Origin of the sequence: Hyphomonas sp., from assembly GCF_965284475.1 — a bacterium.
Taxonomy (GTDB): domain Bacteria; phylum Pseudomonadota; class Alphaproteobacteria; order Caulobacterales; family Hyphomonadaceae; genus Hyphomonas.
Genome location: NZ_OZ260087.1, coordinates 1,621,916 through 1,635,905, shown reverse-complemented (window position 1 = coordinate 1,635,905; position 13,990 = coordinate 1,621,916). Strand labels below are relative to the sequence as shown.

Sequence of the window (13,990 nt, the reverse complement as noted above, 5' to 3'; positions counted from 1 at the left end):
GGATGAAGGCGAAGCATTACCTTGTCGCGGCAACAGCGCTGGCCACCACGATCTTCGTGTCGGGCAATCTGGTCATGCAGAATGTCCTGTCCGGAGTGCGCGTCGATTTCACCGAGAACAATCTGTACACGCTGTCCCAAGGCACGAAAGAGACACTTAAGACCGTGTCAGAACCTGTCGAACTCACCTTCGTCTATACACGGGGCGTCGGGCAGGACTACCCCGCTGTCCGCGCCTACGCCGCGCGTGTGCGCGAACTGCTTGAAGCCTATCGCAGCCAGTCCGGTGGCCGGGTGATGGTCAACGAGATTGATCCATCCCCCTTCTCCGAGGCTGAGGACGAAGCCCTCGCCGCCGGCGTCACTGCAATAAGCACGAGCGGGACTGACCCGCTCTATTTCGGCATAATCGGACGCAATGCTGTCGACGACCAGCGGGTGATCCCTTTCCTGGCACCCGAACGTGAAGTGACGCTGGAATACGACCTGACGCGGATGGTCGCCCGGCTCGATGATCCGGATCCGCCGCGTGTCGGCATCCTGTCGACCTTGCCCGGCATGACGGCGCCCGGTGGTGAAGGCGGGTACACGCTGCTTGCCGATATCTCTAAATCATTCGAAGTCGTACCAGTTTCTCAGGAATTCCAGTCCCTGCCTGAAGACCTTGATGTCCTTTTCCTGGCCCACCCGCCCGAATTGTCGGCCCGCCAGTCCTGGCTGATCGATCAGTATATCCTCCGGCACGGGCGTGCTGTCATCATGGTCGATCCTGCGGCGAAGACAGCCATCGGCGGCGGCTTCCTGGATACAGCCAGCGATCATCCGCGTTCGGACCTGGGCGTGCTGGGCAAGGCGTGGGGCGTGACCCTGTCAGAGGATGCTGTGGCCGATGCGGCCAATGCGCTGCCCGTACCGGTTGATATGGGTAATGGCCGCATGGAGGAACTGGCGCATCCGCTGTTCATCGGCTCACCCGCTTCAGACATGAACCGGCAAGACCTCGTCACCGCCGACCTGACACGCAATGTCAATTTCGGCGCGCCCGGGGGCCTTCTTGTGGGCCGCCTGCCGGATGGCGCGACGTTTTCCCCGCTCATATCGACCGGACCGAGCCCGTCTTTCATCGACGCCGCCGAAGCCGTGCGGGACATGAAACCCGGCGACGTCCTGAAATCCTACAAGACGGCCCCCGAGCCACTGGTACTGGCAGCCCGCCTGTCAGGGCCCCTCGTCTCGGCCTTCCCGGATGGTGCCCCGGCGCTGAATGAGCCATCGGAGCCTGCACTTGCGGAACTCGCGCGCGCCGAAGCCGCCAATGCCCTGCCGCATATTTCGAAGAGCGCGACCGACGCAGCGGTCGTGATTATTGCCGACATCGATACGCTGGCCGATGATTTCTACATTATTCCGGGCCGGGGCGTCGTGGTGGCCGACAATGGCGCACTGGTACTGAACGCACTTGACTCGCTGTCGGGCGGCGGCGAGCTGTCACGCCTCAGGTCGCGTTCGCCGAGCCTCAGGTCCATGACGCGCATAGACCGGATGCGCGAGCGCGCAGAGGCAATATATTTCCGCCAGCAGGCAGAACTGGAAAACCGTTTGGCGACGGCGCAGTCGCGGCTGGAGGAATTGCAGGACATCAGTGCGACAGACGGCTTCTTTTCCGGCGACATCGAAGCTGACCTGTCGGAAGAGGAACGCGCCGAACTGACCAGGCTGCGCGCCGATATCGTAGAACTCCGCGATCGGTTGCGCAGCATCGAACGGGATTACCGCCGTGATATTGATCGGCTGGAAAGCATGTTGAAACTGATCAATATCTGGGGGGGTCCGATACTGGTCGGTTTGATCGGATTGGTTGTGTGGCGGCGCCAGACATATCGGGGAGGACGTGACGCATGAACGATGTTCCGTCCCAGCGCCGCATGCGGCGTCTCCAGATTCTGGGCGCAGCCGCAGGTGCGCTGACGGTGATCGCTGTCCTGCTCAGTGTCGGCGGCCAGAGCACGACCCAGAACACGGAACGCATGGGCAAACCTGTGCTTCCCGATTTCTCGACTGTCCGCGCCGAGGCTGCCGAAATCCGCATAACGCTGGCCGACGAGGCCTATGCGCTGGTCAATGGCCAGGATGGCTGGACCCTTGGCGGCACCAGCGGATACCCGGTTCGCGTCGACCGGCTGGCCGCGCTGGCGGGCGGGCTGCACGACATGACCTGGGGCGAAGGGCGCACGCGCGATTCGGGCAAGATGAACCGTATCGGCCTCGGGGATCCGCGCGATGGCGGCACCGGCGCACTGATCGAAATCGTGAACGAAGCCGGCAAGGTCACCGCGTCCCTGCTGACCGGCCGTAAGGGCCAGTATGTCTATGCCCGCGTTCCGGGCGACGAGCAGGCCTTCCGCGTCAATGGCGACCTGCCACCATTGTACAATCATGATGCCTGGCTGGACCTCGATATCATCGACATCCAGTCCGATGCGGTATCGGCTGTCCGGCTGTTCGATACCCGCGGGCAAAGCCTGTATCTGCGGCGCACTGTCGGCAGTGGGGACCGCAGCTTTCGCCCTGCGCCGCCCTTCCACAATTATCGCCTGGTCAGCCGTATCGCGGCCTCAACCCCAGCGCTGGCTTTGACCCGCCTGCAGCCGATCGGCGTGAAGCCAGCAGAAAACCTTCAAACCCGCCCCAGGGCGCGGCATATCACGACGACACATGACGGACTTGAAGTCGAACTCAGGGCCTATCGCGAACCGGACGGATTTTTCGTTACATTGAGAGCCGTCGAAGCTGGCGAAGGCGCCCACCGGGGCAGCACGATCAACCAGAAAGCCGCCGGATGGGCCTTTGAAGTCACGGAATTCGACTGGAACGATTTCACACCATCAATCTCGTCGATTGTGCGCCCGCCGGTTCCGGACGCGCCTGAAGAACCGGAGACGGCCAGCCAGCCCTGAGGTCTAGTTGTGAAGGTCCATGGCGGCGAGAACGCGGCCGAAACCCGCTTCCTGGACAACCAGCGCGCACGTCGTCGGGCAGACCGACGGATCAATCTCCACAAGCCCGCCGATCCAGGGACCGATTGCGGTCACTTTCGTTACCGGGTGAACCATGTCAGTCGGGTTGGCATCCCCGTCGAGATACTCGATCACGAAAATGTCTGTCAGGTCCGTAACTGTGCCCGTCAGCTCAATCTTCGCATCCTTGCGCACGAGGCGTGCGGGCGACGCGTCCGCCTTGCTGACCCGCTGGAGCGCTGCCCTGACCTGGGGCGGTTTACTGCCGGGACATTGTTCCAGCCCGTTATAGACTGTCTGGGGCGTGTAGGGGCCACGCAACCTGAACCGGTCAACATAACTGCGCTGGCGATCCTTGGATTCGGCCATCGCCATCGGATCTTTCTCGCCGAGATAATCCCAGTAGTCGACTGACCAGGTCAGGATCAGGACATCATCGCGCTCGGCATCCACCTCGGACATTGTCCGGTGAGCCTTGGGGCAGGCGCGGCAATTGTGGGAAGCGAACAATTCCACGAGCACCGGCGACGGGTCAGCGCTCGCCACAGATGTCTGGGCCACTGCAGGAAGTGCAGACACAGCGAGAAGAACGAGGGCAGACAGGTGAGCGCGCATCATCATGATCCCGTTATAGGCCTATGCCAAATCGCATGACAATCACAGGGGTGTGAGGACTGTAAAAAGCCCTCCGCGCCTGAACGCGGAGGGCCTTGTCGATAAAGCGGCTGGCTGAAATCCCCTACAGGGCTTCGCGCGCGAGATTGCGCAGCACGTAGTGGAGGATGCCCCCGTTGCGATAATAGTCGAGCTCGTTCTCGGTATCGATTCGCAGCACGGTCTTGGCAGTGAAGGTCGTGCCATCCTCGCGCGTGATTTCCACGTCCAGCGTCTGGCGCGGCTTGATATCGGCGATACCGGAAATCGAGACCTGTTCCTTGCCTGTCAGGCCAAGGGATTCGGCACTGGCACCTTCTGCAAATTCAAGCGGAAGCACGCCCATGCCGATCAGGTTCGACCGGTGAATACGCTCGAAGCTGCCTGCAATGACGGCGCGCACGCCGAGCAGCACGGTGCCCTTTGCCGCCCAGTCACGTGACGAGCCGTTGCCGTAAAGGTCACCCGCGAAGATTACCAGTGGCACATTGTCCTGCTCGTATTTCATCGCCGCATCGTAGATCGGCATTTGCTCACCGGCCGGATAGTGCACGGTGACGCCACCCTCGACACCCGGGACCATCTTGTTCTTGATGCGGATATTGGCGAACGTGCCGCGCATCATCACTTCATGGTTGCCGCGGCGCGAGCCATACGAGTTGAAGTCCAGTGCGCTGACCTGGTGTGCCAGCAGGTATTCACCTGCAGGACTTGCCGCCTTGATCGAACCGGCCGGCGAAATGTGGTCGGTCGTGATGGAGTCGCCGAAGACAGCCAGAACGCGCGCATTCTTTACGTCCTCCGGTGTGTCGGGGGTCAGGCTCATGCCTTTGAAATAGGGCGGGTTCTGCACATAGGTCGAGCCGGGTGGCCAGCTGTAGGTCTGGCCGCCGGAGACCTCGATTGCCTGCCAGTGCTCATCGCCCTTGAAAACGTCCGAGTAGCGATCGGCGAACATTTTCGGCGTGACGGCCACGGCCATGATCTCGGCAATCTCGTGCGAGGTTGGCCAGATGTCCTTGAGGAAGACGTCCTTGCCGTCCCTGTCCTGGCCCAGCGGATCCGTTGTCAGGTTGATGCGCAGCGAACCGGCAATCGCATAGGCGACGACCAGTGGCGGCGACGCAAGGTAATTTGCCTTGATGTCCGGACCGATGCGACCTTCGAAGTTGCGGTTGCCTGACAGCACGGAACAGGAGACCAGGTCGCCTTGTGCGATGGCCTTGGCCAGCGGCGCATCGAGCGGGCCGGAATTGCCGATACAGGTGGTGCAGCCATAGCCGACCAGGTTGAAACCGAGCGCATCGAGGTCATCAGAGAGCCCGGCCTTGTTGAGATAGTCGGTGACGACCTGGCTGCCCGGTGCAAGTGACGTTTTCACCCACGGCTTCCGCGTCAGGCCAAGCGCATGCGCCTTGCGGGCTACGAGGCCGGCGGCGATCATCACGCTCGGATTGGACGTGTTGGTGCATGACGTGATGGCCGCAATGAATACATCGCCATGGGTGACGGTATAGTCTTCACCTTCGACCGCAATCGGCTCGGCGGCGTCGGCTTCCTTGCCGAACTCCTTGGCCATTGCGTCGGCAAATGCCGTGTCGCCCTCGGACAGCAAGACGCGGTCCTGCGGGCGTTTCGGACCGGAGATGGATGGCACCACGGCGCCCAGATCCAGTTCAAGCGTGTCGGTGAACACGGGTTCGGCCTGTTCGGGACGCCAGTAGCCCTGCGCCTTCGCATAGGCTTCAACCAGCGCCACGCGATCTGCGTCGCGGCCCGTACTCCTGAGGTATTTGACCGTATCATCATCGACCGGGAAGAAGCCGCACGTGGCGCCATATTCCGGCGCCATGTTCGAGATCGTCGCTTCATCTTCGAGCGTGATACTGGCCAGGCCGGGGCCGAAGAATTCGACAAACTTTCCGACGACGCCCTTTTGGCGCAGCATCTGGACGACCGTGAGAACGAGATCTGTTGCGGTTGCGCCTTCGGCCAGTTTTCCGGTCAGTTTGAAACCGATGACTTCAGGAATGAGCATCGAGACCGGCTGGCCGAGCATGGCGGCTTCCGCTTCGATGCCGCCCACACCCCAGCCCAGCACGGACAGGGCGTTGATCATGGTCGTGTGGCTGTCGGTGCCGACGCAGGTGTCCGGATAGGCAACGGTCTCGCCGTCTTCGTCTTTCGTCCAGACGGTCTGGCCAAGGTATTCGAGGTTCACCTGGTGGCAGATGCCGGTGCCCGGCGGCACGACACGGAAATTCTTGAACGCGGTCGAGCCCCAGCGCAGGAACTCATACCGTTCCTGGTTGCGCTGATACTCCATTTCGACGTTTTTCTTGAAGCTGCCTAACCCGGCGAAACTGTCGACCATGACAGAATGGTCGATCACGAGATCAACCGGGACTTGCGGATTGATCGCATCGGCCGAGGCGCCGAGATTCTTCGCAGCGTCGCGCATCGCCGCGAGGTCAACAACTGCGGGAACGCCGGTAAAGTCCTGCATCAGGACGCGGGCAGGGCGATAGGCGATTTCGTGGCTTGTGGCGCCCTTGTTGTCGAGCCAGGCCTTGAACGCGAGGATGTCGTCCCTGGTAACAGTCTTGCCATCTTCGAAGCGCAGCATGTTCTCCAGCAGCACCTTGAGTGATGCCGGCAGGCGCGACACATCGCCAAGGCCGTTTTCAGAGGCTGCGGCGAGTGAATAATAAGTGTACGTCTTGCCGGCAGCGGTAAGGGTGCGTTTTGAATTGAAGCTGTCGAGAGACGGCATGCGGGAGACCTCGCGTCTTGATGTGATAAGTGTGCCGCAGGGGGTAAGCGGCGCGTTGCCTCGTGTCATATAGGTGGTAAGGCCCTGAGGCAATTGGGACCAAGGGACTATTCGGGAGATGATGTGCGCCTTTTGACAGCTTCCGGACTGGGCATCCTGCGCGGGGAGCGGGTGCTGTTTGATGCGGTGTCGCTGGAGGTGGCACCGGGCGACGCCGTGGTGTTGAGGGGCGCCAATGGGGCCGGAAAGACCACACTGCTGCGCGTACTGGCTGGCCTGACACGGGCGGAAACGGGAGAGGTGAGCCGTACTGCCGCGCATCACTGGGTTGGCCATCGCGAAGGGCTGAAGCCGCATGAGACCCCCCGCGCGCACCTGGCCCTGTGGGCACGGGCCTGGGGCACCGAGGCCGATGTGGACGTAATCCTCAATGACATGGGGCTGTCGCGCCCTGCTGACGTAGCCGCGCGATACCTGTCTGCGGGGCAAAGGCGGCGCACGGCGCTGGCGCGTGTCCTGCTGGACAGGCGTCCGGTCTGGCTGCTTGACGAACCATTCACAGCGCTCGATGCGGAGGGGCGCGAGCGCGTTCTTGGCATGGTGGCAGCGCACCGGCAGGGCGGCGGCGCTGTGGTGGCTGCGGTGCATGGCGATGTGGGTTTTGCCGCCAGCCGGGAGGTGGCGCTGTGAGCCCCGCCCCGATCCTTTCAGCCTTCCGGCAGGCCTTGAGCGAAGCCTGGGCGGGCGGCGCAGGCGCCCTGTTGCCGCTCGGCTTCTTTGCAGGGGCCGCTGTTCTGGTGCCTCTGGGTATCGGAACCGAACCCGGCATGCTGCGCGCGGTTGGCCCCGGCATCCTCTGGGTCTCGCTTGCGCTATCCAGCCTCGTGACGCTGGAACGGATCTTTCAGGCCGATGTCGAGGACGGCGCTCTTGATCTGTGGCTGCAGACCAGCGCGCCCGTCTCGGCGATCGCCGCAGCCAAGACGTTCGCCCACTGGCTGGCCGCCGGCCTGCCGCTGGCGCTGATGAGCCCGGTTCTCGCCCTGATGTTCCAGGCCGAGGCCGGGGCCAACCTGCTGACCAGCGCGCTGATCTACGGCCTGGGCGGACTTGCCTTCTTTTTCTGGGGGGGAGTTGGCGCCGCGCTGTCGGCAACCGTACGGCGCGGAGGATTACTTATAGCCCTGATCGCGCTGCCTCTTTATGTGCCGACAGCGATTTTCGGATCTTTGGCGATGAGCGGCGCAGCCGGCGGCGACAGTGCGCCACTCTTATTGGTGGCCTCGACATTGTTTGCGCTGGCACTGGCGCCATTTGCCATGGCTGCTGCGTTGCGCTTGGCGGCGGATTGAGGGGAAGCTATCTGATGGGCATGTTGTCGGCCTTTGCAAATCCACACCGCTTCCTCGCCCTGTCGCGCTGGCTGGCGCCGCTCTTCTATCTGCTGAGCGCAATCCTGATTGCATGGGGCCTGTGGCAAGGCCTGTGGATTGTGCCCAGGGACGATTATCAGGGGGGCGACATCATGCGCGTCATGTTCATCCACGTGCCCGCCGCCTGGCTCGCCATGGCGAGCTATACGGCCATGGCTGTCGCCAGCTTCGTCTGGTTCATCTGGCGCCATGAACTTGCAGACATCGCAGCCAAGGCCATCGCCCCGCTAGGGGCGACATGGACCGCGCTTTGCCTTGCAACCGGCGCCGTGTGGGGCAAACCGACCTGGGGCACGTGGTGGCAGTGGGATGACGCGCGCATGATGAGCGTGCTGTTCCTGTTCTTCCTGTTCCTTGGCTATATGGCGCTGCGCGCAGCCATGGATTCGCGGCAAAAGGCGGCCCGTGCCGGCGCAATCCTCGCCATGGTCGGGGCGCTGAACGTGCCCCTGATCAAGTTCTCGGTCGACCTGTTCACATCGCTCCACCAGGATTCCAGCGTCCTGACGGCAGAGGGGCCGAAGATGGCCGCGGTCTATCTGTGGCCGCTAATGATGAGCGGCCTCGGGCATTCTCTGTTGTTTGGCGCGCTCGTAATGACCCTGATGCGTGCGGAAATCTGGACACGTCAGGCCGCGCGCCATCGCGCCAGACTGCTGGCGGGGGCATGATGGACCTGGTGCCGGACTTCGGAAAGAACGCCGCCTATATCTGGGCGTGCTATGGCATCGGACTGGTGCTGATCGGCTGCACCGTGATCGGTGTCCTGGTCAAGGCGCGCAGCGCGAAGCACCGCCTCACGCGCCTGAAAGGCGATGACGGAGACATGACATGAAGCGCTGGCTTGCGGTTGTTCCGGTTGTTGCGCTGCTGCTATTTGCCGGACTGGCCCTGTCGCAATTGCTGAGCCCGAAAAAGGGCGACTTCGAGCGGGTATCGCGCGCAGCGCCCGAGCGGCAGTTCGAGACACTGGACGGCGCCACCATCACATTCGCCCCGCCTCCCGGCGGCGAAAACGTGGTCGTGAATCTGTTCGCGAGCTGGTGCGCCCCGTGTGAAGCAGAGCATCCCCGCCTGATGGAACTGTCCGATGCGTTCCCGGACAGGATCTATGGCATCCTCTACAAGGACAGTCGCGAAAATGGCGCGGCCTTCCTGGACCGGATGGGAAACCCGTTCGCCGAAGTCGCCATCGATGCGGACGGGCAGGGCGGACTTGATTTTGGACTGACCGGCGTGCCGGAAACGTTCGTGATCTCAAGCGCGGGCGAGATACTGGTCCACATCACCGGTCCGCTGGACGATGGTGACGTGCGTGAGGTGCGCGGGGCGCTGAACACGCCCCGCGACTGACCCCATAAAGTCTTACTTCTTCTTGCGGCGAACCGGCTTGGCTTTCGCCTTGGCGGCCGGCTTCGGCGCAGCAGCCGCTTTTGGTGCAGCCTTGGCCTTTGGCTTGGTCTTCGGCTTTGCCTTGGCTTTTGGCTTGGCCTTCGTCACGACCGTTGGCGCGGGCGTCGGTGCCGATGCTGGTGCCGTTTTCGGTTTGGTGGGCTTGGCATCTGCCGCTTCTGTATCTTCGACGAGCTTTGCGAGGCCGGAGAGCAGCGCGTCCTGCTTGGTTTTCGGCATCGCGTCGAACAGGGCAGCATCTGCTGCATCAACAGCCGGCTGAGCCTTTTCAAGTGCCTTGCGGCCCTTGGCCATCAGTGACACAGACTTGGCGCGAGCGTCAGCCTTGGACGCGGCGCGCTTGATCAGGCCGGCCTTTTCCATGCGCGCGACCATGTCGGCCAGCGTCGAGCGATCAATACCGGTTGCGTTAACGAGGTCTGACTGGCTGACGCCTTCATTGCCCGACAGGGCAGCAAGTACGGAAAACTGCCGCAATGTGACACCGGCGGCCTTGAGGGCAGCAGCCGAATGATTGGCAGCAATCTGCTGCGCACGGTGCAACAGATGGCTTGGCGATTTGTTGAGGTTGAAATTGGTTGTGGAAGCCATGGGATTGTCTACTTTCGGTTTTTGGGGCGGTTTCCCGCCAGAATTGGGTTCGAGGGTTGCTTTAAACAGGTGGCCCGTGTGCGGATCAACAGTTTTCTCCATATGAGAGATAGGTTGAAGATTTGATGACGGATGACTTAGCAAATGGTTCCATTTCACCTGATTTCAGGCTGGATATACCAGAAGGTGACGATCGCACGAGGCGAATCTGCAATAATTGCAACTTTATTGACTATGTGAATCCCAGGATTGTGGCCGGATCTGTTGTCACACGCGACGATAAAATCCTGCTCTGCCGCCGGGCCATCGAGCCGAGAAAGGGATTCTGGACGCTGCCGGCAGGCTTCATGGAAGAAAATGAAACAGTTGAGGACGCCGCCCGGCGGGAGGCACAGGAGGAGGCCTGCGCTGACATCCGCATCTCTCAATTGCTGGCTGTTTACTCTGTACCGCGCATCAGCCAGGTTCAGGTCATGTTCCGGGCCAGTCTCGCCTCGGATATTGCGGCAGGCCCGGAAAGCCTCGAGGTTGGCCTGTTTGCGTGGAAGGATATTCCCTGGTCAGAACTGGCCTTCCCGACCGTTGTCTGGGCGCTGACACATTATTCCGGCACGCGTCACCTTCATGGTTTTCCGCCGTTTACCAATCCACCGGGCACGGAAAGCCTGACGCGCTAGGCCTGCGGTTCGGTTTTGTCCGGATCGATCATGTGTTTCAACGTGTAAGGTACATTCGCAAGGGCAAACACAAAACCAAGCCCGACATTGCCCAGGCGCCAGTTGGCCCAGGTTCCTTCGGAGAAGAATTGCCAGAGCACCAGGTTCCAGATCGCCATCGCGACGAAATAGAGCCCCCAGCGGATTGCCAGTGTCCGCCATGCAAAATCCGGCAGCTGGAATGCACTTTCGAAGAACATCTTCCAGATATTCCGTCCGACGGCGAGACCGCCGAAGATGACACCGGCAAACAGGAGATTGATGATTGTCGGTTTGATGAAGAGGAAGGTCTTTGACTGGAGCACGATGCCGATCGTGCCGAAGGTTCCGATGAGTACGGAGGACAGGATCAGGAAAGGGGGTATTCGCTCGCCCCTGACCAGCTTCTGTATGATCACGCCCAGCGTCATCACGATCAGCGCGCCGGTTGCCCAGTAGAGCGCGGTATCCTTGGTGAACAGTCCGTCGCCTTCGGGAAAGCGCAGGAGCACATTATAGACAACGACGAATATGAGTGTGGGACCAAGCTCCGCCCAGATATTACCCGGTTTGTTCGGCGCTGTGGCCTGGTCTGTGGTCTGGTCTGATTGTTCGGTCATGCAATATCATACGCGGCCGGGCCGCCTCCGGATGTTCGGGCCCTGTCTTGCACAAAGAACCCCGTCCCACCAGAGCCGCGTCAGGCCCCGGCCTGCATCAGTATGAGACCGCAGGCCAGCACGGCGGCGGCCAAAGTACGGCGCCTGCCAAAACCTTCCCGCAGAAGGATTGCGCCAAACCCGGCCGCAAAAACCACTGATGTCTCTCGCAGGGCCGTCACGATCGCCGCATCGGTCAGCGTATAGGCGAAAATGGCCAGGCCATATGACAATGATCCGAGCAGGCCCGCGATGATGCCGCCGCGGATCTGCGGGCGGATCGCCCTGATGAGTCCCCCGCGCCGCTGCCAGAGGGCGACCAGCGTCACGCCAATCCAGTCGATCAGGAACAGCCAGACGACAAAGGTCAGGACGTTGGGCATTACCCGCACGGCCCGCGCGTCGGCAACTGCGTAAAGGCCGACGCCCAGCGCGGTCATCACGGACCAGAACAGTGCGGACCGGTCGAGACGCCGCGCGTGGACAGTCGCGCCGGTGGGCATGGCAAAGACGATGATTGCGGCGCTGGCGGTGACGAGGCCGGCAATCTGCCAGACCGTCAACGCCTCCTGCAACGCGATGCCGGCAATCATCGCCGTCGCGAGCGGGCCAAGCCCGCGCATGACCGGAAAGACCAGTGACAGGTCACCGCGATGCAGGGCCCGTATGGCGCTGAACTGATAGAACCAGTGGACCGCCATCGATAGCGCAAGCAGGGGCAGGGTCTCACGCGGCGGCAGCGGCACGAAAAACGCGAGCGGCAACACGCTCAGCGCCATCACGATGGACAGGACCATGCGCGCGGTGAGGATATCGCCGCCGCGTTTGACGAGCACATTCGTTGCCGCCAGCGAGATGGCGGACATCAGGCAGATCGCGACGGGAAACAGCGCGCTGGTCATGGCGGGCGGTGTATGCGCGGGATTGTTGCAGCGGGGAAGCCCGACGCCGCGTCAGGGTTTGACTCATGGGCCTTGTGCCTCATGCTGTCACAAAAGACAGGGAGACTCTCGCCATGGCCACACATGATATCGTCCTGCGCGGCGGACTCGTCTTTGACGGCAGCGGCGCCGAGCCGCGCGAAATGGATGTCGCCGTCGATGGCGGCACGATTTCACATCTTGGCAAGGTCAGTGGCAAGGGCCGGGAAGAAATCGACGCGCGCGGGCAGATCGTCACGCCCGGCTTTGTCGATATCCATACCCATTATGACGGCCAGGCCACCTGGGGCAGCGAGATCAGCCCGTCTTCCCTTCACGGCATCACGAGCGTGGTCATGGGCAATTGCGGTGTCGGCTTCGCGCCGTGCCGGACGCAGGACCATGACCGGCTTATCCGCCTGATGGAAGGCGTAGAAGACATCCCGTTCCCGGTTCTGGCCGAAGGCCTGCCCTGGGCGTGGGAGAGTTTCCCTGACTATCTCGATTTCCTCGGGGAGCGTGAGTTCGATGTCGATATGGCCGCCCAGCTTCCACATGCCGCGCTGCGCGTCTTCGTCATGGGCGACCGGGGCGCCAATCGGGAAGAGGCTACGGCGGCTGAAATTGCCGAAATGGCGCGCCTCGCCAGGGAAGCTGTCATGGCGGGCGCGATCGGCTTTTCGACATCCCGCACGCTGAACCATCGCACCTCTGACGGACAGCCGACGCCGACGCTGACCGCAAGTGAAGCCGAACTCACCGGCATCGCCATGGGCCTGGCAGAGGCTGGCCGCGGCGTCCTGCAATTCGTGTCGGATTTCAATGACCCGCAAAAGGAAGCTGCAATGTTGCGGCGCATCGTCGAGGCTTCGGGGCGGCCGCTGTCAGTCTCGCTGGCCCAGGCCGATGTCGCGCCGGACAGCTGGCGCATGCTGCTCGGCGCGATTGAACAGGCTGCCGATGATGGTCTGCCAATGGCGGCGCAGGTTGCACCGCGTCCGGTCGGCGTATTGCTGGGTCTGGAACTTACACTCAACATATTCAGTGCGCATCCTGTATTCAGGGAAATTTCCGACCTGCCCTTCGCCGAAAAGGTGAGCCGACTGAATCAGCCCGCCTTCCGCGCGCGCCTCCTGGCTGATGAACCGGTCACCGACAATCCGTTCCTGAAAGTGATGCTGCGCAGTTTCGGCAAGATGTTCCAGTTGTCAGACCCGGTCGACTATGAGCCCGGCCCTGAGCGCACAATCGAAGCCATCGCGGCCCGGCGCGGTGTCAGCAATGAAGCGGCTGCCCTCGACCTGATGCTGGAAAATGACGGGCGCGGCATGCTCTACCTGCCTTTCCTCAACTATTCGCAGGGCAGCCTCGAACCGATCCGCGCCATGATGGAAAGCCCCGTCTCCCTGCCTGGCCTCTCCGATGGCGGGGCCCATGTCGGCATGATCTGCGATGGCAGCTTCACGACGACCATGCTCACTCATTGGGGTCGCGACCGCACGCGCGGGCCCAGACTGCCGCTCGAATACCTGATCCACCGCCAGACGCAGAAGACAGCGCGCTGGATGGGCCTGAACGATCGCGGCCTGATTGCGCCGGGTTATCGCGCCGATCTCAACGTGATCGACCTGACGAACCTGAAACTTCACCTGCCGCAGGTGCAGTACGACCTGCCTGCAGGCGGGCGCCGCCTGATGCAGCGGGCCAGCGGCTACACGGCCACCATCCTGGCGGGGCAGGTCACGTTCCGCGATGGCACGCCGACGGGCGCGAAACCGGGCCGCCTGCTGCGCGGGGCCCAAGCGGCACCCATGCGGGCCATGGCCGCTGAATAGG

The 13,990-nt window shown here is 62.2% G+C and carries 14 protein-coding genes; 9 read left to right on the top strand and 5 right to left on the bottom strand.

The genetic code is table 11. The annotated features are described in order from the left end of the window. Positions 1-2: 2 nt before the first annotated feature. Together ACQ66M_RS07865 and ACQ66M_RS07860 are read left to right on the top strand one after the other, a co-directional pair. Positions 3-1,901 carry a Gldg family protein gene (locus tag ACQ66M_RS07865; RefSeq protein WP_430403007.1) on the top strand — a complete coding sequence of 633 codons (1,899 nt, stop codon included), beginning with the start codon at positions 3-5 and terminating at the stop codon, positions 1,899-1,901. Beyond that, positions 1,898-2,956, top strand: a complete 1,059-nt coding sequence (locus ACQ66M_RS07860; protein WP_430403005.1) for a DUF4340 domain-containing protein — start codon at positions 1,898-1,900, stop codon at positions 2,954-2,956. The genes ACQ66M_RS07865 and ACQ66M_RS07860 overlap by 4 nt, the downstream gene beginning before the upstream one ends. 3 nt (positions 2,957-2,959) lie before the next feature. On the opposite strand, the gene ACQ66M_RS07855 is transcribed toward ACQ66M_RS07860, so the two are convergent. Both ACQ66M_RS07855 and acnA read right to left on the bottom strand, forming a co-directional pair. Continuing rightward, a complete protein-coding gene (locus ACQ66M_RS07855; protein ID WP_430403003.1) occupies positions 2,960-3,637 on the bottom strand; it encodes a DUF1223 domain-containing protein in 678 nt (225 codons plus the stop codon). 118 nt (positions 3,638-3,755) lie between these two features. Then, positions 3,756-6,443 carry an aconitate hydratase AcnA gene (acnA, locus tag ACQ66M_RS07850; protein ID WP_430403001.1) on the bottom strand — a complete coding sequence of 896 codons (2,688 nt, stop codon included), beginning with the start codon at positions 6,441-6,443 and terminating at the stop codon, positions 3,756-3,758. 123 nt (positions 6,444-6,566) lie between these two features. Between acnA and ccmA the strand changes: the two genes are divergently transcribed. Genes ccmA through ACQ66M_RS07825 form a run of 5 tightly spaced genes read left to right on the top strand, consistent with a single transcriptional unit; the run spans position 6,567 to position 9,229 of the window. Further along, positions 6,567-7,133 carry a heme ABC exporter ATP-binding protein CcmA gene (gene ccmA, locus ACQ66M_RS07845; RefSeq protein ID WP_430402999.1) on the top strand — a complete coding sequence of 189 codons (567 nt, stop codon included), beginning with the start codon at positions 6,567-6,569 and terminating at the stop codon, positions 7,131-7,133. Then, positions 7,130-7,795 (top strand): heme exporter protein CcmB, encoded by a 666-nt coding sequence (gene ccmB / locus ACQ66M_RS07840; protein ID WP_430402997.1) that lies wholly within the window; start codon positions 7,130-7,132, stop codon positions 7,793-7,795. Before ccmA ends, ccmB begins: the two co-directional genes overlap by 4 nt. Before the next feature lie 20 nt (positions 7,796-7,815). Continuing rightward, the gene (gene ccmC, locus ACQ66M_RS07835; protein ID WP_350174140.1) at positions 7,816-8,547 is read left to right on the top strand and encodes a heme ABC transporter permease CcmC; all 732 of its coding nucleotides are present in this window, start codon (positions 7,816-7,818) and stop codon (positions 8,545-8,547) included. Beyond that, on the top strand, positions 8,544-8,711 hold the full coding sequence (ccmD, locus tag ACQ66M_RS07830) for a heme exporter protein CcmD (protein WP_350173374.1): 168 nt from the start codon (positions 8,544-8,546) through the stop codon (positions 8,709-8,711). The genes ccmC and ccmD overlap by 4 nt, the downstream gene beginning before the upstream one ends. Beyond that, positions 8,708-9,229, top strand: a complete 522-nt coding sequence (locus ACQ66M_RS07825; protein ID WP_430402995.1) for a redoxin family protein — start codon at positions 8,708-8,710, stop codon at positions 9,227-9,229. The genes ccmD and ACQ66M_RS07825 overlap by 4 nt, the downstream gene beginning before the upstream one ends. Positions 9,230-9,241: 12 nt before the next feature. Here ACQ66M_RS07825 and ACQ66M_RS07820 read toward each other — a convergent pair whose 3' ends face one another. Continuing rightward, positions 9,242-9,880, bottom strand: coding sequence for a MarR family winged helix-turn-helix transcriptional regulator (locus ACQ66M_RS07820; protein WP_430402993.1), 639 nt, complete (start codon positions 9,878-9,880; stop codon positions 9,242-9,244). 125 nt (positions 9,881-10,005) lie between these two features. Between ACQ66M_RS07820 and ACQ66M_RS07815 the strand changes: the two genes are divergently transcribed. Continuing rightward, on the top strand, positions 10,006-10,557 hold the full coding sequence (locus ACQ66M_RS07815) for an NUDIX hydrolase (protein ID WP_430402991.1): 552 nt from the start codon (positions 10,006-10,008) through the stop codon (positions 10,555-10,557). Here ACQ66M_RS07815 and ACQ66M_RS07810 read toward each other — a convergent pair. Both ACQ66M_RS07810 and ACQ66M_RS07805 read right to left on the bottom strand, forming a co-directional pair. After that, positions 10,554-11,195: an inner membrane-spanning protein YciB gene (locus ACQ66M_RS07810; protein WP_430402989.1), complete on the bottom strand. Its 642-nt coding sequence runs from the start codon at positions 11,193-11,195 to the stop codon at positions 10,554-10,556. The two genes, ACQ66M_RS07815 and ACQ66M_RS07810, sit on opposite strands and share 4 nt — an antisense overlap. Before the next feature lie 80 nt (positions 11,196-11,275). Further along, a complete protein-coding gene (locus ACQ66M_RS07805; protein WP_430402987.1) occupies positions 11,276-12,136 on the bottom strand; it encodes an EamA family transporter in 861 nt (286 codons plus the stop codon). A gap of 113 nt (positions 12,137-12,249) precedes the next feature. Between ACQ66M_RS07805 and ACQ66M_RS07800 the strand changes: the two genes are divergently transcribed. Beyond that, a complete protein-coding gene (locus tag ACQ66M_RS07800; RefSeq protein ID WP_430402985.1) occupies positions 12,250-13,989 on the top strand; it encodes an N-acyl-D-amino-acid deacylase family protein in 1,740 nt (579 codons plus the stop codon). Position 13,990: the final 1 nt, after the last annotated feature.